The organism is Microbacterium sp. ZKA21, assembly GCF_050434165.1.
Taxonomy (GTDB): domain Bacteria; phylum Actinomycetota; class Actinomycetes; order Actinomycetales; family Microbacteriaceae; genus Microbacterium.
Map to the genome: position 1 here is coordinate 120273 of NZ_JBNPVV010000003.1, position 18922 is coordinate 139194.

At 68.9% G+C, this 18922-nt stretch carries 22 protein-coding genes; 6 read left to right on the forward strand and 16 right to left on the reverse strand.

Annotation, left to right across the window (positions count from 1 at the left end):
• Positions 1-3: 3 nt before the first annotated feature.
• Complete coding sequence (locus M2317_RS07875; protein ID WP_429458948.1) at positions 4-570, reverse strand: dihydrofolate reductase family protein; 567 nt, start codon at positions 568-570, stop codon at positions 4-6.
• 74 nt (positions 571-644) lie between these two features.
• The gene (locus tag M2317_RS07880) at positions 645-1364 is read right to left on the reverse strand and encodes a MerR family transcriptional regulator (protein ID WP_429458950.1); all 720 of its coding nucleotides are present in this window, start codon (positions 1362-1364) and stop codon (positions 645-647) included.
• Positions 1365-1425: 61 nt separating this feature from the next.
• On the opposite strand from M2317_RS07880, the gene M2317_RS07885 reads away from it, so the two are divergent.
• The 3 genes from M2317_RS07885 to M2317_RS07895 are packed head-to-tail and all read left to right on the forward strand — an operon-like array spanning position 1426 to position 2645.
• Positions 1426-1869, forward strand: a complete 444-nt coding sequence (locus M2317_RS07885) for a DUF6194 family protein (RefSeq protein WP_429458952.1) — start codon at positions 1426-1428, stop codon at positions 1867-1869.
• Positions 1866-2408, forward strand: a complete 543-nt coding sequence (locus tag M2317_RS07890) for a putative immunity protein (protein WP_429458954.1) — start codon at positions 1866-1868, stop codon at positions 2406-2408. The genes M2317_RS07885 and M2317_RS07890 overlap by 4 nt, the downstream gene beginning before the upstream one ends.
• 9 nt (positions 2409-2417) lie before the next feature.
• Positions 2418-2645 (forward strand): RNA-binding S4 domain-containing protein, encoded by a 228-nt coding sequence (locus M2317_RS07895; protein ID WP_429458956.1) that lies wholly within the window; start codon positions 2418-2420, stop codon positions 2643-2645.
• Positions 2646-2660: 15 nt separating this feature from the next.
• Here the strand turns inward: M2317_RS07895 and M2317_RS07900 are convergent, their stop codons facing one another.
• The 10 genes from M2317_RS07900 to M2317_RS07945 form a co-directional block, all read right to left on the reverse strand.
• Complete coding sequence (locus M2317_RS07900; protein WP_429458958.1) at positions 2661-3398, reverse strand: amino acid ABC transporter ATP-binding protein; 738 nt, start codon at positions 3396-3398, stop codon at positions 2661-2663.
• Positions 3395-4261: an amino acid ABC transporter permease gene (locus tag M2317_RS07905; protein WP_429458960.1), complete on the reverse strand. Its 867-nt coding sequence runs from the start codon at positions 4259-4261 to the stop codon at positions 3395-3397. Before M2317_RS07905 ends, M2317_RS07900 begins: the two co-directional genes overlap by 4 nt.
• Positions 4258-5103: an ABC transporter substrate-binding protein gene (locus M2317_RS07910; RefSeq protein WP_429458962.1), complete on the reverse strand. Its 846-nt coding sequence runs from the start codon at positions 5101-5103 to the stop codon at positions 4258-4260. Before M2317_RS07910 ends, M2317_RS07905 begins: the two co-directional genes overlap by 4 nt.
• Before the next feature lie 32 nt (positions 5104-5135).
• Entirely contained in the window at positions 5136-5567 is a 432-nt protein-coding gene (locus M2317_RS07915; RefSeq protein ID WP_429458964.1) for a cupin domain-containing protein, read from the reverse strand.
• Positions 5564-6874 carry an amidohydrolase family protein gene (locus M2317_RS07920; RefSeq protein WP_429458966.1) on the reverse strand — a complete coding sequence of 437 codons (1311 nt, stop codon included), beginning with the start codon at positions 6872-6874 and terminating at the stop codon, positions 5564-5566. The genes M2317_RS07915 and M2317_RS07920 overlap by 4 nt, the downstream gene beginning before the upstream one ends.
• Positions 6871-8292, reverse strand: a complete 1422-nt coding sequence (locus M2317_RS07925; RefSeq protein ID WP_429458968.1) for an adenosylhomocysteinase — start codon at positions 8290-8292, stop codon at positions 6871-6873. Before M2317_RS07925 ends, M2317_RS07920 begins: the two co-directional genes overlap by 4 nt.
• A 35-nt stretch (positions 8293-8327) precedes the next feature.
• A complete protein-coding gene (locus M2317_RS07930) occupies positions 8328-9275 on the reverse strand; it encodes a quinone oxidoreductase family protein (protein WP_429458970.1) in 948 nt (315 codons plus the stop codon).
• 82 nt (positions 9276-9357) lie between these two features.
• Entirely contained in the window at positions 9358-9654 is a 297-nt protein-coding gene (locus tag M2317_RS07935; protein ID WP_429458972.1) for a SelT/SelW/SelH family protein, read from the reverse strand.
• Between the two features lie 43 nt (positions 9655-9697).
• Entirely contained in the window at positions 9698-10492 is a 795-nt protein-coding gene (locus M2317_RS07940) for a DUF4192 family protein (protein WP_429458974.1), read from the reverse strand.
• A 204-nt stretch (positions 10493-10696) separates the two neighbouring features.
• Positions 10697-11419 carry a class I SAM-dependent methyltransferase gene (locus tag M2317_RS07945; RefSeq protein WP_429458976.1) on the reverse strand — a complete coding sequence of 241 codons (723 nt, stop codon included), beginning with the start codon at positions 11417-11419 and terminating at the stop codon, positions 10697-10699.
• Positions 11420-11545: 126 nt separating this feature from the next.
• Between M2317_RS07945 and M2317_RS07950 the strand changes: the two genes are divergently transcribed.
• Positions 11546-11983, forward strand: coding sequence for a hypothetical protein (locus M2317_RS07950; protein ID WP_429458978.1), 438 nt, complete (start codon positions 11546-11548; stop codon positions 11981-11983).
• 1 nt (position 11984) lies between these two features.
• Here the strand turns inward: M2317_RS07950 and M2317_RS07955 are convergent, their stop codons facing one another.
• The 3 genes from M2317_RS07955 to M2317_RS07965 form a co-directional block, all read right to left on the reverse strand.
• Complete coding sequence (locus M2317_RS07955; RefSeq protein ID WP_429459555.1) at positions 11985-12809, reverse strand: alpha/beta hydrolase; 825 nt, start codon at positions 12807-12809, stop codon at positions 11985-11987.
• Between the two features lie 140 nt (positions 12810-12949).
• Positions 12950-13981 carry a LacI family DNA-binding transcriptional regulator gene (locus tag M2317_RS07960; RefSeq protein ID WP_429458980.1) on the reverse strand — a complete coding sequence of 344 codons (1032 nt, stop codon included), beginning with the start codon at positions 13979-13981 and terminating at the stop codon, positions 12950-12952.
• A gap of 62 nt (positions 13982-14043) precedes the next feature.
• Positions 14044-14283 (reverse strand): hypothetical protein, encoded by a 240-nt coding sequence (locus M2317_RS07965; protein WP_429458982.1) that lies wholly within the window; start codon positions 14281-14283, stop codon positions 14044-14046.
• Between the two features lie 130 nt (positions 14284-14413).
• Here M2317_RS07965 and M2317_RS07970 point away from each other — a divergent pair, with 130 nt between their 5' ends.
• Positions 14414-15280, forward strand: a complete 867-nt coding sequence (locus M2317_RS07970; protein WP_429458984.1) for an aminoglycoside phosphotransferase family protein — start codon at positions 14414-14416, stop codon at positions 15278-15280.
• A gap of 20 nt (positions 15281-15300) precedes the next feature.
• Here the strand turns inward: M2317_RS07970 and dnaB are convergent, their stop codons facing one another.
• The gene (dnaB, locus tag M2317_RS07975) at positions 15301-16692 is read right to left on the reverse strand and encodes a replicative DNA helicase (RefSeq protein ID WP_429458986.1); all 1392 of its coding nucleotides are present in this window, start codon (positions 16690-16692) and stop codon (positions 15301-15303) included.
• 503 nt (positions 16693-17195) lie between these two features.
• Here dnaB and M2317_RS07980 point away from each other — a divergent pair.
• Positions 17196-18461, forward strand: a complete 1266-nt coding sequence (locus M2317_RS07980; protein WP_429458988.1) for a hypothetical protein — start codon at positions 17196-17198, stop codon at positions 18459-18461.
• Positions 18462-18922 lie beyond the last annotated feature (461 nt).

Below are 18922 nucleotides of genomic sequence, written 5' to 3' on the forward strand. Positions count from 1 at the left end.
CGATCAGCCGAGCGGCGGACTCTCCAGCACAGTCGGCACGTACTCGAGCAGTTGGATGCGCTGATCGAACGTGCGCGCCTCGACGAGGTCGAGGCGGACGTCGGGGTACCCGTCGAAGATGCGTTCACGGCCGGTCGCCCCGGTGATGACGGGGAAGACGCCGACGCGATAGCGATCGACGAGCCCGGCGACGAGCAGCGACCGGCACAGCGCCACGCTGCCGAGGGTGCGCAGCGGTCGATCCGATTCCGTCTTGAGCCGGCGGACGTACTCCACCGCATCCGTCCGGACGAGCGTCGTATTCGCCCAGGCGAGCGGCTCCTGCAGCGACGACGAGAAGACATGCTTCTGGATGCCGTCGAGCATGTCCGTTCCCGGCTCGCCGCTCGAGGCCATCTCGGACATCAGGCGATAGGTCGTGGCGCCCATGAGCAGCGGATAATCCTTGTCGGGTGCGGTCTCGAGCCACGCGAGGTACTCGGGGCCCTCCATCCCCCAGAATCCGGGCCAGCCCTCGGCGGCGCCGTAGCCGTCGAGGGAGCAGATGAAGTCGATCGTCAGGGTCTGCATATCGTCTCCTTCGGTCTTCACGCAGGAGCCTAGGCCTGTCGGATGCCGCGGTAAACCCGTTCTCGCTCAGCCCCTCACGCGGAACGAGCGAGAAGGAGGGCATGCAGGTCGCTCGCGGCGGCGAGCAGGCCGAGACTCCGCCTGGTGAGCGCGATGAGCCGTTCGTCGAGGAGCTCTCCGGCGTGAGCGGTGAGGCCGTGCTCGCGCACTTGCCCGAGAACCTGGCGGATCCGCGGGATCGGATAGGCGCCCTCCCGCAATGAGGCGACGATCCTGGCCTCGGCGATGCTGCGGTCGCCGTACTGCCGTGCGCCGGTGTGCTGATGACGCGCCGGTCGGATGAGGTCCGCGTCCTCCCAGTGCCGCAACGCGGACGACCGCACGCCCAGCGCCTGCGCCAGCTCGCCGACGGTCATGACGTCGCGTTCGTCGAAGGCCGTCACCGGCTCGGCCAGCACCGCATCGAGGCCACGGCGGGCGCTTCGAACTCGCGCGCGCTCGGCATCGAGTGCCGCATGAAGGCCGTCGATGCGTTCGGCCGCGTCGTCGAGGCTCCCCGTCAGCAACCGCGGCATGAGGCGCCGCGCAGGGACGGGACCGATTGCGGCCGCGAGAGAGCGATAGGCGTGTGCGGCGGCGACATGCATCGGCCGGTAGCGGCGATAGCCGTTCGCGGCGCGCTCGGCCACGGGAATCGCGCCCAGCCGTTCGAGATCGCGGATCTGCTGCGTCGAATAGCCGGCGATCCGGCCGACCTCAGCGGTCGTGAATGTCTGCTCTTGAGGGTTTGACATGAGTCCTCCCGTGATCACGCGGCTCAACTCCACATAAGCACATGAAGGGCATCATCGAAGCATGCAGATGCACGAGATCATCAGTCACGTCCGCTCACTGGAGGGCGTTCTCGTCGTCGAGCCCGACGAGAACGGGCCGTATCCGCCGTTGGCGTGGGGCGACGCGTTCTTCTACTACGCCCCCGATGGAGTCATGCCCGAGCGCACTCAGCCCTACGGAACGATCATCACGAAGAACTACCCCGACGACACGGCAAGCCGCCTGGACGCACCCGACCGCTTCCGCGTCAACATCCACGCGGGGCGCGAGCGGGTGGCGTCGCTCGCCGCCCCGGATGTCGACCCCGCCGAGCCCGATGCGTTCGCCTTGCACCCCGTGTACGGCGACGCCGGGTGGATCTCGGTCGTGAATCCCGGGGCGCGCACAGCGGATGCCGTCCTCCTGACGCTCGAGGAAGCGCATGAGGCCGCGCGCGCCAGATCACTCCGACGAGGCACGGCATGAGTTCGCCGCAGTCCCTGGTCGAGTCGGACAGGCGCGCGGTGGCCGCGTGGGCGGCCGCCTGCGCCGAACGCGTGCTCCCGGTGTTCGAGGCCGAGGCACCGACCGACGGACGACCGCGTGATGCGATCGCCCGCGCCCGCGCCTTCGCCCGTGGTGAACTCACGGCTGCGGAGGAGATCCGGCGCCGCTTCGTCGCGGGTCGCGCCGCCAAGGTCGTGCGCGGGTCGGCCGCCGTCGCCGCCGCCCGTGCCGCCGCGCAAGCGGCCGGTGTCGCGCACATGGGCGCTCATGCGCTGGGGGCTGCCGCGTACGCCGTGCGCGCGGCGGATCTCGCCGCACCCGATGATCCGGATGCCGTGGCGCATGAGATCCGGTGGCAGCTCTCGATCATGACCGATGACGTGCGCGCGGCCCTTCGGCGCCTGCCGCGCGTCGGCGAGGACACCGCGGGACCGCTCGGCCCCGGCCTGCTGGGAACCGGTGTGCTCGCCGAGATCATCGCGACGATCCAGGATGGGCTCGACGCAGATCTCCTCTAGCATTCAGGGATGAGCTCTGCAGACCCGATCGAAGACGTGCCCATCGGCGGAGACATGATCCGCCTCGGACAGTTCCTCAAGTTCGCCGGGCTCCTGGACTCCGGCGGGAACGCCAAGGAGGTCATCATCGACGGTTACGTCGCGGTGAACGGCGAGGTCGATCGCCGTCGCGGACGTCAGCTGCACGACGGTGATCTGGTGACCTTCGAGGGACGCACGGTCCGCGTACGGCCCTGATCCTCCGCCCCGGCGTCAGTGCTGCACGCGCGCCAGGAACTCCACGGTCGCCGGATGCTGCGGGGCGTCGAAGATCTGCTCGGGCGTCCCCTGCTCGATGAGCTCGCCGTTCGAGAGGAACACCACGCGGTCGGCGACCTCGCGCGCGAACGACATCTCGTGCGTCGCCATCACGATCGTCGTGCCGCGGCGCTTGAGCTCGCGGACGAGGTCGAGCACTTCGCCGACCAGTTGCGGGTCCAGGGCGCTCGTGATCTCGTCGAGCAGCAGCACCTCGGGGCGCGTCAGGATGGCGCGCACGATGGCGACGCGCTGCTGCTGACCGCCCGAGAGACGATCCGGGTACTCGCCGGCCTTGTCGCCCAGCCCGAGCGTCTCGAGCAGCTCGCGTCCGCGAGCGAAGGCCTCCGACTTCGGCATCCGATGCACGCGCCGCGCGGCGAGCGTGACGTTGTCCAGCACGGTCAGGTGGGGGAAGAGGTTGAAGTGCTGGAAGACGACGCCGATCCGGGCGCGTGCGGCATCGGCATCCACCCGCGGGTCCGTGATGTCCTCCCCGGACAGGAAGATCTGGCCGTCGTCGACGCGCTCGATGAGGTTCATCGTCTTCAGCAGCGTGGATTTTCCGGAGCCAGAGGCGCCGATGAGGACGACGACCTCGTGCGTGCCGACGGCGAGGTCGACGCCGCGCAGCACGTCGTGGTCGCCGAAGCGCTTCCGGACGCCGCGGGCCTCGATCACGGGAACGGTCATACGACGCCTCCGGCCTGCTCGCGCTTGTTGAGCCGCGCCGAGAGCGCGTCGGTGAGCCGGATCATCGGCCAGCTGAGGACGATGAAGAACAGACCGGCGACGACATAGGGGGTGTAGTTGTAGGTGTCGGCCACTTCCAGCTGCGCGGCGCGCACGGCGTCGATCACGCCGAGCACGGAGATGAGCCCGACGTCCTTCTGCATCGAGACGAAGTCGTTCATGAGCGCGGGGACGACCTTGCGGACGCCCTGCGGGATGACGACGATCCGCAGCGTCTGGGCGTGGCTGAGCCCGAGCGAGCGCGCGGCGACGCGCTGCGAGGGGTGCACGGCCTCCATGCCGGCGCGCAGCACCTCGGCCACGTACGCGGAGTAGGTGACGATGATCGCGATCGTTCCCCAGAACGCCGGAGGCATCCGGGGGAAGATCATCAGCGCCGGGATGCCGTAGCCGATGATGTACAGCACGATGAGCAGCGGCACACCGCGGAAGAGGTCGGTGTAGCCGGCCGCCAAGGCGCGCACCGGGAAGAACACCGGCCCGCGCAGGGAGCGCAGCGTGGCCAGCAGCGTTCCGAAGATCGCCACGCCGACAGCGGCGATCACGAGCACGAGCAGATTCACCAGGAGACCCTGGAAGATCGGGCCGAGGCTGTCCAGCGCCACCTGCGGGTTGAAGAACATCTGACGCACCGCCACCCAGCCGGGGGTGTTCGCGACGACGACGATGAGAACGCCCGCGACGAGGATGCTGCTGATGAACGCGATCAGCACCGACTTCGTCGTGGCGCGCTTACGCAGTCGACGGCGCGACAGCTCGAGCTCGCTCGGCTGCCACGGCACCTCGACCGCGTTCTGCGTCATTTCAGGACGGGGACGTCGACGGCGTCGCTCAGCCACTCCTGCTGCAGCTCGTCCAGCGTCCCGTCCTCGCGCAGCGCGTCGACGGCCGCGGTGACGTCCTCGGTGAGCGCGGAGCCCTTGGGCAGCACGATGCCGAAGTCGTCGCCGCCGTCGGCATCCGCGAACTGTCCGGTGACGACGCCGTCGTCGAGCTGGGCGCCCACGACGTAGAACGCACCGGGGAGGTCGGTGATCATGGCGTCGATCTGACCGCTCTTGAGTGCGAGAACGACGTCGTCGACCGAGTTGAAGACGCTGAGGTTCGCGTCGCCGAGCTGCTCCTTCGCGACCGTGTAGCTCGTCGTGCTGCTGGCGACTCCGACCTTGGCCTCCTTGAGCTCGTCGATCGACGTGGCCGACGCGGCTGGCGAGGAGCCGACCGCGACGACGGCCTGAGCGGTCGTGTAGTACGGCGACGAGAAGTCGACCGCGTTCTTGCGCTCGTCGGTGATCGAGAACTGCTGGATGTTGAGGTCCCAGTCCTTGGGTCCGGGCGCGATCGCGCCGTCGAAGGTCGTACGCACCCAGACGATGTCGGAGGCGTCGTAGCCGAGCTGATCGGCGACCTCGTGCGCGACGGCAGCCTCGAAGCCCTCGCCGTTGGACGGGTCGTCATCGACGAACCAGGGCTCGTAGTTGGGTTCGCCGGTGGCGATGGTGAGCTTGCCCTCGGTGACGGTCTGCAGTCCGTCGGACGAGTCACCGGTGGACTCGGATGCCGGGGCGCAGGCTACGAGGGAGACGGCTGCTGCCACGCCGACGGCGACGATGGCGGCACGACGGAAGATGGGTGCGAGAGGCACGGCGACTCCAGGGAAGAAGATTCGGGTTCGACTCATAGCGTATTCGACTCGGCGAGTCGCCAATCCGCGAAGTCGAAACCCGGGGACACGAAGCACGACACCAGCACCTCGAGATCGTCGAGCGGTCGCGCCGCCTGCCACACGCCGGCCGGAACGAGCTGCTGCTTGGCGTCGTCCGGTCCCAGCACGACCGTGGTCGCCTCGCCGGGGGCTGCCGCATCGCCGCCGAGGCTCAGCTCGAGGCGTCCGGGTCCGTGCCAGAGCCACAGCTCATCGCTGGTCACCACATGCCACGCGCTCGCCTCGTCCGGCCGGAGCAGGTAATGGATGCAGGTGCCGGCCGGTCGTGGGCCGTTCGGCGTCTCGACGGCGAGCGGACTGGTCCACGTGCGGCGGAACCAGCCGCCCTCCGGATGCGCGGCGAGATCGAGCTCGACGGCGGTCGCCGGGCGCTGTTCGGTCATCGGGTTCCTTCCGGTGCGGCGACGGCGGAGAGGTCGAACGCGTCGACGGCGTAGCGGACTTCTCCCGCGACCACGGTGGCTGCGGCGCGCCCCGCTCCCACTTCGACGAGTTGTGCCACGGCATCCTCTCCGGCGGGGATGTCGAAGAAGGTGAGATCGGCGAGCGCGCCGACGGCGAGGTAGCCGGTGCGCTCGGGTCCCACGTCGATGCCCATGGCGTGCGCCCCGCCCAGCGTGGCGGCTCCCAGTAGCCGGGCGTGCAGGTCCCGGTCGGTGTACCCCTGAGAGCGGGCGATGCGGGCGAGCTCTGCGACATCGGCGAGCACGTCGAGGGATGGGCTCGACGACAGCGAGTCCGTGCCGACGGCGATCGGGCTGCCCTCGCGGAGGTAGGCCGCGATCGGCGGCTCCTCGAGTCCGATCACGGCGTTCGACCGCGGGCAGAGGGCGACGGTCGTCCGGCGTTCGCGCAGGATGGCGCGGTCGCGCGCGCTCATGTAGACGCCGTGCGCGATGTGGCAGTCCGGGCCGAGCACGCCGAGCTGGTCGACGAACTCGGTCGCGCTTGTTCCGAAGCCGGCGTCGCGCAGCTCCTGGAAGCTGGCGAGACCGGCGGTGTGCCAGGCCTGCGGATGCTCGTGCGCGAACTCGCTCTCGAACGCCGCCTCGCCGAGATGGATGTGGATGCGGCCGCCGCGTTCGCGCACGATGTCCGGGATCTCCAGGAGCGGCTCGATGTCGAGCGAGTAGGGGGCATGCGGTGAGAGCCCGCTGCCCGGAGGCATCGGGAGGGCATCCAGGGCCTGCTCGACCTGGGCGCGTCCGGTGCGCGCCCAGTCGGCGTTGGTCCAGCTCATCACCTCCCAGTAGGTGATGCCGTGCAGCCGCGCATCGTGCAGGGCTGAAGCGGCGGCGGGATCGGTGACGACGTCGGCCACCGCCGTGGTGCCGAACCGCAGCGCCTGTTCCGCGCCGTCGGCCGCGTCCGTCGCCCAGTCGCGGCCGCGTTCGTATACCGGGTCGAACGCGCGCACCCAGTCCTCGAATCCGGTGTAGCGCCCCTGGCCGACCTCGGCCATGCCGGTGTACTGCAGGTGGGTGTGCGCGTTGACGAGGCCGGGGGTGAGGACGCCGGGCCAGTGGACTTCGGATGCCGTGATGCCGCGGTCCGCGAGCGAGCGGAGCACCCACGAGCGCTCACCGACGTGCATGATGCGTCCGTCGCGCACGGCCACGGCGCCGTCGGCGATCGGCGGCGCGGTGATCGGCACGACGAGGTCGGCGGAAAAGACGGTGACGTCGGTCATGCGGATGCTCCGTGGTAGCGCGGCGATCGCCACTGGGACTGGGCCGCGACCTGCGCCCGGCTGCGTTCGTCGATGGTCGCCCCGCGGACGGCGAGCGCGGCGCGTGCGATCCGGTCGTCGGCATCGGCGGGGAACGCGTGCACGCCCGGTTCGAGGGTCGAGTCGAGCAGCTGTTCGACCGCGGCCAGCTGCACGGCGAAGGAGAGGTCCATGATCTCGATGGGGTTGCCCTCGGCTGCGGCGAGGTTGACGCACCCGCCGCGCGCGACGAGGAGCGCGCCGTCACCGAAGCGGTCGAGATGGGGAGCGTGGGGACGCAGCAGCGAAACGTCGACGTCGACCTCTTCGGGCACCCCGCCGGCCACCGCGACGATCGCGGCGGCGCGCAGCGTGTCGGCGTCGATCGTGTGCGGTGCACCCGTGGCCGAGATGACGAGGGCGTTCGGTGCGAGTTGCGCCAGCGGTCCGATCGCGAATCCGTCATGGGCGGCGCGCAGCGCCCGCACCGGGTCGGTCTCGGCGACCGCGATCTGCACCCCGAACGCACGCAGGTGAGCCGCGACGCCTTCGCCGACCGGCCCGTACCCCACGACGATGGCCGGCTGATCGCGGATGCCGATGCCCGCGGCATCCAGCACGTCGCAGATGGCGAAGACGCACGACTGGCCGGTGCCGTACCGGTTGTCGAACGAGGTCTTCATCGGGGCGTCGTTGACGGCGATGACCGGGATGCCGAGAACGCCGCTGCGCTGCATCAGCCGCAGCGGCGCGAGGCCGCTCGTGGTCTCCTCGGCGGCGCCGCGGAGCGTTGCGGCAAGGCCCTCCTCGTGCGCGAGGCGGATCAGGTGCGAGCCGTCGTCGAGCAGCAGGTCGAACCCGCGACGCAGGAAGGCGACGGCCGCCGCGCGTTCGGCGGGGCCGCTCAGCGTCGGGTCCCCGTCGACCGGGATGCCGCGCTCGCGCAGCACATCGGCGACCGTGACGTCGATCTCGTCGGGGTGGGCGTACACGGCGACGTCGGCGCCGGCATCCCGCAGCAGCAGGGCGAGCTGCGCGGTCTTGGGTTCGAGCACCATCGCGATGCCGATCCGGATGCCGCGCACGGTGCCGCCCTGCTGCAGACCCCGCGCGAGTTCGGCCGCGACCGGCATGTGCCGTCCGGCGAAGTCGACGCGATCGGCGGCCGAGGCGCGAACCGGCAACGCCTCGCCGTCGAGGAGGATCTCGGGCTCACCTCCCGGTGCGAAGGTCACGCCGCCGCGGCCGAGGTGCGCGCCGAGCGCGGCGAGCAGCCGACGGAGCTCGTCGGACACGGCATCCGCACCGGGGACCGAGAAGGTGCGTCCGGCGATGAGCAGGTTGGTGTCACGGGCGAAACGACGCACGAGTCGCTGGGCGGTCGTGGAGGCGTCGGTCACGTATCAAGCGTACGCGGCGCGGGGTCGCGCGGCCGTCACGGGATCAGTGCGATCGCCCCGCCCGGATGCCCCTCGCCGAGGAACGCATGCGCCGCAGGCGCCTCGCTCAACGGGTACGTCCGCGCCACCGGCACGACGAGGTCGCCGCGGCCGGCGAGTTCGATCAACCGCGAGCGCGCTTCGTCCCGGAAGACGGCGCTGGCCGGCATCGAGCCGGCGATCGCGGCGAACCCCTCCGACTGCGCCGATGCAGCGGCCACGATCGTGACGATCCGCGAACGATCCGGCACGAACTCCAAGGACGTGGCGATGGCCTCGTCGGTGCCGACGGCATCCAGTGCTGCGTCGATCCGGTCGACTCCGGCATTCGACATCGCCGCACGGATGCGCTCGGCCAGGCCGGGGCCGTAGGCGATCGGGATGCCGCCGAAGCGACGCACGTCTTCTGCGCGCCCCGGGCTCGCCGTGCCGATCACCCGTACCCCGATGAGCGCGGCCTGCTGCAGCACGCTGACCCCGACGGCCCCGGATGCCGCGTGCAGCAGCACCGTCTCGCCCGGCGCGGCGCGTGTGATCGCGAGCATCTCGGCGGCGGTCGTGCCGGTCAGCAGCAGATTCGCCGCCTCCGGATGGGTCAGCGTGGACGGCTTGTGGAACGCCTTGCCGACGGGGATGGTCAGCTCGGTCGCGTAGCCGCCGCTGACGCGGAAGGCGAGCACCTCATCGCCGATGGATGCCGGGCCGGAGCCGATCTCGGTGTCGGGGCCGATCGCGGTGATCTCGCCGGAGACCTCGTACCCGATCGCCACGGGAAGCGCGACGCCAGGACGCGCCGCGGCGACGTGCTTGGCGTCGGCGGGGTTGACTCCCGCCGCGTGCACACGGAGGGTGACCTCGCCGGGACCTGGCGCGGGAGGGACGTACTCCTCGAATCGCCAGACGTCGGGCGTTCCCCATTGCGGGGCGATCCAGTGCCGTGCCATCGCCGTCTCCTCTCGGACCTTGTTCCATCCTGCCGGGTGTCAGCCCGGGTCGGGTCAGACGGGCGATCTCGGCCGGGGGCGCTCAGCTTTCGCGCTCTTTGGCCCGGTCGGCGTGGCCGAGCGAGCGATCCGGGGCGATCCGATCGCGCACTCGCCGCTTGAGTTCGACGATGTCCGGGAAGCCGTCGTCATCCGCGCGCGACCAGATGCGTTCGCCGTCCGCGTGGATCTCGAAGATGCCACCGGTTCCGGGGACGAGCGTCACCCCTCCGCCGCGCAGCTCTTCGACGAAGGTCGTCAGCAGCTCCTGGGCGACCCAGGTCGCCCGCGGCATCCAGGAGCACTGGGTGCAGTATTCGATTCGGATGCTGTGGCTCATGCCGCCACGGTACTCGGCGTTTGTTACGGCCTGTCGACAAAGGTCACGACCGCGTCGAGCAGGGGCTCCAACCGCCGCAGTTCCCCTTCTCGCGCCAGGACCAGGAGCGGGTCCACTTCGGCGTGGTGCCGCTGAAGTGCAGCATCAGACCGCAGGCGAGGACATGCCCTGGTTCGATCCTCAGCGCCTCGGCGAGATGGGCGAGCGCGAGCACGCCGCGCCCTCTCGCCCACAGCATCCAGGCGATCGCGCACAGAACCGGTGGGCGCAGCTCTTCCGGGGCAAGCGCGGCGGTTCGGCGCAGGATCGAGACCGCTGTCTCCAACCGCGATTCATCCGGTTCGTGGCTGATCTTGCCGAGGAACTTGCGAACGAGATGATCGTGCTCGACGGCATTTCGACGCCGCAGGTCGTCGACGTACTCGTCGACGCTGAGTCCCCGTCGCTGAGCGCGGTCCGACAGCCGTACGAGCTTGAGGTGCTGCTGCTCGCCCACTCGGCGTCCGAATGCCGTCTGCAGAGCCAAGGATTCCGGGATCGTCGGAAATCCGAACATGACCATGAGCTGAGCGTGGAATGCGAGGCTCACCGTTGCGCTGTCATCGAACAGGGTCTCGGTGATCGGCACGATCAGCCCGAGGACTTCGGCATGCGTCATCACGCCGGATGCCCGGGCGCGTTCAGCACTGTGCCGCTTCGCCTCGGTGGTGCTCATGATGGCGCGGAAGTGAGGCAGCCCATCGCTGATTCGGCCCAGCTCGAGATACGTGTCCGCGACCTCAGCCCAAGTGACCTCGGGAAGGCGGATGAGGGGCTCGGAGTCGGTCAATCGGTACATGCGCCCATGCTCGTCGCCCCTCGGCATCCGTTGCGCCGAACGATCCCAGCCATCTACCGCATCTGTGGACAGGTGGCCCGGGCAACTCGGCTGTGCAGGACGAGCGCATGGCGAGCGCCGTCCCGGCGAGAGCTTTCGGAACGCGAGGACTTCGCACGACCCAGCGGAGCTGATCGTGCGTTCGGGCCTCCGGTTCGGCAGCCGTCAGAGCGAGATCTTGCGCCCGAGCCAGGTGACGAGCGTGGACGAGAGCAGGTACTCCTCACCGTCGCGCTGCTCGCGAACCACCGCCTGCCGTGCAGTGCGATCGATCACCTCGAACCCTGCGAACGAGTCGATGAGCAGAGCGTCGACCTCGGCTACCGAGATTCCGCTCTCCAGAAGCGCAGGGCGGCGCGACCCCGAAGCATCGACTTCATACCGATCGGCGACGATGCCGAGGGCGACCACTCCGCCCGGTCGGAGCGCCGCATCGACCTGCCCAAGCAGGCGACGAATCGATCCAGCATCCGCCAGGTGCTCCACCGAAGAGAACGCGAACACGAGATCGACGCCTTCGACGAACTCCAGTTCGGCCAAGTCAGCCTGTTGCGCACGCAACCGCGTCGATCCGGATGCCGGGGCCAACGCCGCCAGCCGCCGCACGGCGGAGTCGAGCAGATCGACGGCGAAGACGACGGAGCCGGCGGGCACGCTATCGAGCATCGGAACGGTATGCCGCCCGACACCTGCGCCGAGGTCGTAGGCGACGACTGCTCGATCGCGGGGCAGGAGTTCGAGCGCCTCGAAGACCAATCTGTGCGGCTTGGCCAACCACGTTCCTTCGGACCCCAGGCCCGTCTGGGCATAGAGCTCTTCGTGGTAGCGGATAGTCTCCTGCCTGGCGCGTTCGAAGGCCGCCGCCCGCGGGGATGCCGAGTCGCTCACGTCAGCCAGCATGCCAGTCGAACCGCGCTCCACCGACATGATCAGGAATCGAGAAGCGCGGTCGTTCCCGTGTCCCTAGTTTGGAATCAGACGCCAACCCAGATCATCACGAAAGAGGAGCACCCCATGGCTACGAAGACCGACGGACTCTCCGCGGACGAACGCGCAGCGGTCAAGCAGCGCGCCGCGGAGCTGCGTGCTGAGGCGAAGGCCGGCAAGACCCGCGAGGTAGGCGAGAAGGCCCTCCGCGACGCGATCGCCGCGCTGCCCGATGACGACCGCGCGATCGCCGAGGGCATCGACCGCATCGTGAAGGACGTCGCACCGCACCTGTTCCCGAAGACCTGGTACGGGTTCCCGTCGTACGCCGACGCGAACGGCAAGATCGTGGTCTTCTTCAAGCCGGCCTCGAAGTTCGAGACGCGCTATCCGACTCTCGGCTTCGAAGAGGCCGCCCAGCTCGACGACGGCGACATGTGGGTGACGTCCTTCGCATTGAAGGCGCTCACGCCCGAGACCGAGCCGCGTGTGGCCGAGCACATCCGCAAGGCCGCGGGCTCCTGACCTACGCCGAGGGCGCTTCTGAGCTCAGCGCGCGGCCCAACCAGTCGCGCGCGCGGGCCAGGAGCGCCTTCGCCGGTTCGCTGTCATGCGCCCAGTTCTCGAAGCCGTGCGGCGCACCGGCCACCAGGTCGAACTCGACATCCACGCCGGCATCCCGAAGCCGACGGGCGTAGTCCTCATCCTCGGCGAAGAAGAGCTCGATGTCGCCGACGGCGATGTAGGCCGGCGGAAGTCCGGTCAGATCGGTTCGACGGGCGGCGGCCGCGTACGGCGGCGGTTCGGCCGAGCCGAGCGCCTCGCCGAGATAGCCGGCCCAGCCCACCCGGTTCGCACGGTTGTTCCACACCCAGTGATCGATGGCGTCGAGCGACTGATCACTGGCCGTGCGGTCGTCGATCATCGGCGCGAACAGCCACTGCGCGACCGGTGGCACGGCGCCCTCATCGTGCAGGCGCTGCACGAGTGCGGCCGCCAATCCTCCGCCGGCGCTCTCGCCGCCGATCGCGATGTTCGTCGCGTCGACGCTGAGCGCTCCGGCGTGTTCGCACGTCCATCTCCACGCTGCGCGTACGTCGTCGAGGGCTGCGGGACACGGATGGTCGGGTGCGAACCGGTAGTTCGCGGACACGACGGGGATGCCGAGGATTCGCGCCGTCTCCGCGCAGAGCAGTTCGTCCTGGCGGGCGTCGCCGAACAGAAGCCCGCCGCCGTGGATCCACAGGAGAGCACCGCGGCCGACGCGGCGTTCGGGCCGGTAGATGCGCAGTCGGATGCCGTCGGAGCGGAGGTTCGACACCGTCACCCCTTCGATGCGGGGCACGGGCATCATTCGTGTCGCCATCCGCATGACGGTCCGCATCCATCCCTTGGAGGAGTCGGGAACGGGAAGTCTCAGGGTCGCATCGCGCAGCGCAGGGTCGACTCGTTCGATGTCCAGGATCGGCTCCGTTCGCGTTCAGTCTTCAGTCACGACGGCGAGTGGGCCGTGGAGGCCCGCACCACCAGGGCGGTGGGGAGTCGTTGCGGAGACACCGGGGTCTCCTCCCGCAGCAGACTGAGCAGGGCGTGCGCCGCGGCATCCCCCTTGGCATCGATGTCCTGGCGGACGGTGGTCAGCGCCGGCGAGACCCGTGCGGCGATCGGATTGTCGTCGAACCCGACGATCGAGAGCTGCTCGGGGACGAGGATGCCTCGATCCCGCGCCCGATCCATCACCTCGAGCGCGACCAGGTCGGAGTACGCCAGGACTGCGGTCGGCGGGTCGTCGAGCATCCGATCGATCCGTTCGCGCAGGATCTCGTCCATCTCGAGGGCCGGAGTGCCGAGGATCGTCGGGACGACGCCGGCCTGCTGCAGCCCCCGCATCCACCCGTCCAGGCGTCCGGCGATGGTGGGCGAGGCGGTTTCGAGGGAGATCTCGGATGCCGGAGCATTGTCGGCGTCGAGCGCGGCGACGACGATCGCGACGCGGGTGTGGCCGAGCTTCACGAGGTGCTCGGCCGCCTGGTAAGCGCCGGTGGCGTTGTCGATGCCGATATCAGGCACCCCGGGAACCGGCAGCCCCTCGACATTGACGATCGGCAGCCGCCGCTCTCTCAGGGCCGTGAACGCCGACGCCGCCGGAGAACAGGAGTAGATGATGGCGCCGTCCATCGCGATGTCCCGAGCCGGCACGACGCCATTGCTCCCGGATGAATGCAACAGGACGAGCGAGTATCCGGCATCCGCGAGCGAGCCTGCGACCGCGCGGACGAAACCGACGGCGACGTCGTCGGTGAACGCGTCACGGGGCGAGTTCGTCAGCACCATGCCGACGACGCCGGTGCGTCCGCGAGCGAGCGCGCGCGCAGCCGGATCAGGACCGGCATATCCCAGTTCTTCAGCGGCGCTCAGGATCCGTGCGCGCAGGTCTTCGGAGAGCTGGTCGGGCCGGGAGAAGGCGTTCGAGACGGTCATGCGACTGACGCCGAGGTGCTCGGCGATCGTCTTGAGCGTCACTCGCGCCACCTCGTCCACCTCCGCCCCCATTCTGCCCGATGGGGAGATCGGTCCGGTCTGAGTCAGCACGATTCCGAAGCGCTCGAGACGCGTACCGGCTGGGACGGCTCGACGAATTCCGCCAACCGCCGGATGCCGAGGGCCAGGCTCGCTCGCAGGCGCCGTCGCCGATCCGCTCTGGCGAGAGCCGCGACGTGACGGTCCCGCGCTCGTAGAGCGTCGAGGCGGCGCTGACCGTGCAGGTCGCGCCCAGCCGTCTGCCGTTCGGAGTGAACGAGCGCCGCGATGGTCTGGTGTTCCATGAGACCTCCTCTGTAGCGGTACAGAAGAAGATTACTATACCGGTACAGAAGATGCCAAGGATCGACGACAAGCTCAACGAACGGCAGTGCGAGATACGCTTGGTCGCGCGATGATGCGTTGGGGGGAACAGTGATCGATATCGACGAAGCCCTGGTGTCCGAACTCATATCGAAGCAGTTTCCGCATTGGCGCACGCTGCGCATTCGCGCGGTTCCGCAACAGGGGTGGGACAACCGGACGTTCCGCCTGGGAGATGACCTGTCGGTGCGGTTGCCCAGCGCCGAGGCCTACGCCGCTGCTGTCGAGAAAGAGAAGCGCACGCTCGAGTTCCTCGACGGGAAGCTTCCGGTTCTTGTCCCCGGTGTCGTGGCGATCGGGGCGCCCACCCAGGACTACCCGCTTCCGTGGTCCGTACGTCGATGGCTGCCCGGAAACACGATCGACGAGAATCCGCTGATCGACCGGGTCTCGTTGGCCGAGGATCTGGGATCCGTGTTGCGCGCACTGAGATCCCTCCCGACAGGCGCGGGTGCCTCAGCGGGGCGGCATTCCTTCTACCGCGGCTGTCACCCGAGCGTGTACAGCGATCAAGTGCAGGTCGCCCTCGAACGTCTGGGAGACGAGGTCGATGCGGAGCGGTGCCGAGAGATCTGGCTCGCCGCGACGACGACGGCGTGGGAGTCCGAGCCCGTCTGGTTTCACGGCGACGTTGCCCCCGGCAATCTTCTTGAAGAGGGAGGAAGACTCTCGGCAGTCATCGATCTCGGCACATGCGGGATCGGCGACCCCGCATGTGATCTCGTCATCGCGTGGAGCTACTTCGATGGCGACGCCCGCGAGGCGTTTCGCGAGTCGGTCGCCCTCGATGATGCGACATGGCGACGCGCGCAAGGATGGGCCCTCTGGAAAGCACTTGCAACCATGTCGGGCCAGTCAAGCCCAGACGCCGGGGATACTCAGCAGCGTGTGCTGGCCGAAGTCCTCACAGCGCACTAGCGTTCGTCCCATCACGGTCGCTAGTGGAAGTCCCCGCCGCCACCACCGAAGTCGCCCGGGGCCATGTCCGCGAAACGCGAGTAGTGGCCCTGGAAGGCAACCTGGATGGTCGCCGTCGGACCGTTTCGGTGCTTGGCGACGATCAGGTCGGCCTCGCCCGGACGCACGTCCTTGTCGTAGACCGAGTCGCGGTGCAGCAGGATCACCATGTCGGCATCCTGCTCGATCGAGCCGGACTCGCGCAGGTCGCTGATCGCGGGCTTCTTATCCTGACGCTGCTCGGGGCCACGGTTCAGCTGGCTCAGCGCGATCACGGGAACTTGCAGCTCCTTGGCGATGAGCTTGAGGCTTCGCGAGAACTCCGAGACCTCCTGCTGACGCGACTCGACGCGCTTGCCTGAGGTCATCAGCTGCAGATAGTCGATGATGACCATGCGGAGCCCTGCCCGCTGCTTGAGTCGCCGGCACTTCGCCCGGATCTCGACGAGCGTCATGTTCGGGCTGTCATCGATGTACAGCGGCGCGTCGTTGATGCGCCCGCGGGTCGCGGCGACCGTCGTCCAGTCACGCGGGTCGAGCGTTCCCTTGCGCATGCTCTGCAGCGGGATCTGGCCCTCGGCGCTGAGCAGACGCATGGCGATCTCGCTCTTGCCCATCTCGAGCGAGAAGAAGATCGACGGAATGTTGTGTCCGATGGATGCCGCGCGGGCGAAATCCAGAGCCAGCGTCGACTTGCCCATAGCGGGTCGTGCCGCGACGACGATCATCTGACCGCCGTGCAGGCCGTTGGTGAGTTCGTCGAGCTCCTTGAAACCGGTCGGGATGCCGGTCATCGAGCCGTCGCGGCCGTTCGCGGCCTCGATCTCCTCGAGCGCGGCATCCACCGCGACCGTGAGCGGGACGTAATCCTCCGCCGTCTCGGACCCCGTGACGGAGTAGATCTCGGCCTGAGCGTTGTTGACGAGGTCGGTGGCGTCGCCCTGGCCGTCGTAACCGAGCTGCACGATTCGCGTGCCGGCGTCGACGAGACGACGCAGAATGGCGCGCTCGGACACGATGCCCGCGTAGTAGCCGGCGTTGGCGGCGGTCGGAACGATCGAGGTCAGCGTGTGCAGATAATCCGCGCCACCCGCGCGGCTCAACTCGCCGGTCTTGATGAGCTCGTCGGTGACGGCGACGACATCCGTCGGCTCTCCGTGCGAGTACAGCGAGAGGATCGCCTCGTAGATGAGCTCGTGCTTGGGGATGTAGAAATCGGCGCCCTTGAGCGTCTCGATGACGTCGGCGACGGCATCCTTCGACAGCAGCATGCCGCCGAGCGCGCTCTGTTCTGCGAGCAGATCATGAGGCGGCGTGCGCTCCGACTTGCGCCGCTCGCCGAGTCGCTCCTCCGAGATGTCACTGATCGACACAGGGCTCCCTTCGGTGCGATGGATGCATGGGCCGGAAGCCCCGCTGCGACGACGGCCCCGGCTGGACACAGCGCATCACGGACCTCGGACATCTCGTCGCTCGATAACGCTAGGAGCGGCGTTCTCCACATGCAACACGACCTGTGGATAACTCTGTGGAGAGATTGCGGAGAACGTCGGAGTGTCTGTGTAGAACGGCTGTGGATAAGACTGTGAGGCCATGCGATTCGGACTAGTTTTATATCCGCTGACCTGGTGTTTATTGATTCCCCAGGCTGTGGATGGAATTCGGTCTCAACGGGCGCTTGAAGGTTTCCCCACCTGGGGACGCATGTGCACAACCTGGGGAAAGTCAAGTCCGATTCCGTCCGGGCGCGTCATCGTCCGAAGCGCGGCGAAATGCAGCGCCGAAACCTCTGGACAGTCGTCGGTCGGCCGGAGTAGCCTCGGCCCAGCGGCGCACTGCGCGCCGACAGCGTTGCGCTTCGGAGGGGGAGGTGAGCGTGACTTCCGCATCAGTTCGACACCGCCTTTCGCACGGTGTCCTGTGGAGCGCGTTCGGTATCCTCGCCTGGGCCGGGATCACGCTGCTGGCAAGTCCGGGAACGGCGCAGGCCGCCGACGAGAACTCAGATGCCGCGGGCCTGACGTCCGTGGTCAGCGGAGTGACGGACACGGTCGGGGACGTCGTGGCTCCGGTCGTCGACGCAGTCGCACCGGTCACGGATGCTGTCGAGGACGTCGTCCAGCCCGTCGTGACCGAGGTCGTGCAGCCCGTCGTCGAGGAGGTGATCGAGCCCGTCGTCGAGGACGTCGTCCAGCCGGTCGTCGAGCCCGTCGTCGAGGACGTCGTCCAGCCGGTCGTCGAGCCCGTCGTCGATGACGTCGTCCAGCCGGTCGTGACGGAGGTTGTGCACCCGGTCGTCGAGGATGTCGTCGAACCCGTTGTGGCCCCCGTCGTAGAACCCGTCGTGGCCCCCATCGTGAACGACGTAGTCCAGCCCATCGTGACGCCGATCGTCGAGGACGTCGTCACCCCGATCGTGAGCCCCATCGTCGACGATGTCGTCACCCCGATCGTGAGCCCCATCGTCGACGATGTCGTCACCCCGATCGTCGACGAGGTTCGCCCCATTGTCGAGCCAGTCGTCGAGGACGTCGTCGAGCCCATCATCCGCCCGATCGTCGACGACGTCGTCCAGCCCGTCGTGACCCCGATCGTTACCCCGATCGTGACCCCGATCGTCCCCATCGTGGACCCGATCGTGACTCCCATCGTGACCCCGATCACTTCACCCACCCCGGTCGACGACGCCGACGGCAGCCTTCCCGGCGCCATCGTCGGCGGTTCTCCGAGCGCACCGACCTCCCCGGTGATCACGCCCACGACGCCGGACGTCTCGGTGATCGCTCCCGTCGTCCGGGCGACCCCGCCGACCACCTCCGCATCCTCCGCCCCGGCATCCGCCCCGGCGACGGTCATCGCGGCATCCGCCTGGCCCGTCGCCTCCTCCTCCGCCGCCGCGCCGGAACCCCTCAGCCCGGCCGTCGACGCCGGCGCTCCGGCATCCGACACCCCGGCGGCGCCGCTGGGCTCCTCGACCACTCCGACGTCCTCCGCCGCTCACGCCGGAGGCTCTTTTTCGGACAGCGCCCGCCTCGGCGACGCCTCCGACCACCCGCTCCACGGCTGGATGCGGGCCCACGGCGTTCCGGACGACGACCTGCCGTCGTCGCCGGTCGCCGGCACCGACGTCTCTCCTGACTGACCGGTGATCGCGCCGTCCCTCGCGGACGGTCATGCGGTGCTGCGCGCACACCCCCGATTGCGCGTGCCATCTCGATCACCCGATCAGTCAGGAGCTGACCCTTGCCTGCTTTCACCCCGCACGCTCTGAGCGTCCCCGAATCTTCCGAGGCCGGGGCCTCCGCCGTCGTACCCCATCCGGAGGCTCCCCAGGCCTCCGAACCGAGCCCGGCTCCCCAGGCCGACACGGCTCCGACGGCGGAGGATCCCCTCTTCGACGCGCGCCGCACAGCGCAGCGCTGAACGCCGGACCGGGATCGGCGTCCTCGGGGGAGGAGCCGTCGATCCCCGTCCGGTGCGTGCGCGCGATGCGGCAGCCGGGAGCCATCCCGAGTGCTCCCCACCGCCGGTGCTCAGCACCCGCGCACGCGAACAGGCGGATGCCCCGAGTTCGTCCCTCGGGGCATCCGCCGCATCCTCCGC

Bases quoted from the DNA above. Each gene is read 5' to 3' on its own strand.
- M2317_RS07875 (WP_429458948.1), bottom strand. From the start codon at position 570: ATGCAGACCCTGACGATCGACTTCATCTGCTCCCTCGACGGCTACGGC.
- M2317_RS07880 (WP_429458950.1), bottom strand. From the start codon at position 1,364: ATGTCAAACCCTCAAGAGCAGACATTCACGACCGCTGAGGTCGGCCGG.
- M2317_RS07885 (WP_429458952.1), top strand. From the start codon at position 1,426: ATGCAGATGCACGAGATCATCAGTCACGTCCGCTCACTGGAGGGCGTT.
- M2317_RS07890 (WP_429458954.1), top strand. From the start codon at position 1,866: ATGAGTTCGCCGCAGTCCCTGGTCGAGTCGGACAGGCGCGCGGTGGCC.
- M2317_RS07895 (WP_429458956.1), top strand. From the start codon at position 2,418: ATGAGCTCTGCAGACCCGATCGAAGACGTGCCCATCGGCGGAGACATG.
- M2317_RS07900 (WP_429458958.1), bottom strand. From the start codon at position 3,398: ATGACCGTTCCCGTGATCGAGGCCCGCGGCGTCCGGAAGCGCTTCGGC.
- M2317_RS07905 (WP_429458960.1), bottom strand. From the start codon at position 4,261: ATGACGCAGAACGCGGTCGAGGTGCCGTGGCAGCCGAGCGAGCTCGAG.
- M2317_RS07915 (WP_429458964.1), bottom strand. From the start codon at position 5,567: ATGACCGAACAGCGCCCGGCGACCGCCGTCGAGCTCGATCTCGCCGCG.
- M2317_RS07920 (WP_429458966.1), bottom strand. From the start codon at position 6,874: ATGACCGACGTCACCGTCTTTTCCGCCGACCTCGTCGTGCCGATCACC.
- M2317_RS07930 (WP_429458970.1), bottom strand. From the start codon at position 9,275: ATGGCACGGCACTGGATCGCCCCGCAATGGGGAACGCCCGACGTCTGG.
- M2317_RS07935 (WP_429458972.1), bottom strand. From the start codon at position 9,654: ATGAGCCACAGCATCCGAATCGAATACTGCACCCAGTGCTCCTGGATG.
- M2317_RS07940 (WP_429458974.1), bottom strand. From the start codon at position 10,492: ATGTACCGATTGACCGACTCCGAGCCCCTCATCCGCCTTCCCGAGGTC.
- M2317_RS07950 (WP_429458978.1), top strand. From the start codon at position 11,546: ATGGCTACGAAGACCGACGGACTCTCCGCGGACGAACGCGCAGCGGTC.
- M2317_RS07955 (WP_429459555.1), bottom strand. From the start codon at position 12,809: ATGCCCGTGCCCCGCATCGAAGGGGTGACGGTGTCGAACCTCCGCTCC.
- M2317_RS07965 (WP_429458982.1), bottom strand. From the start codon at position 14,283: ATGGAACACCAGACCATCGCGGCGCTCGTTCACTCCGAACGGCAGACG.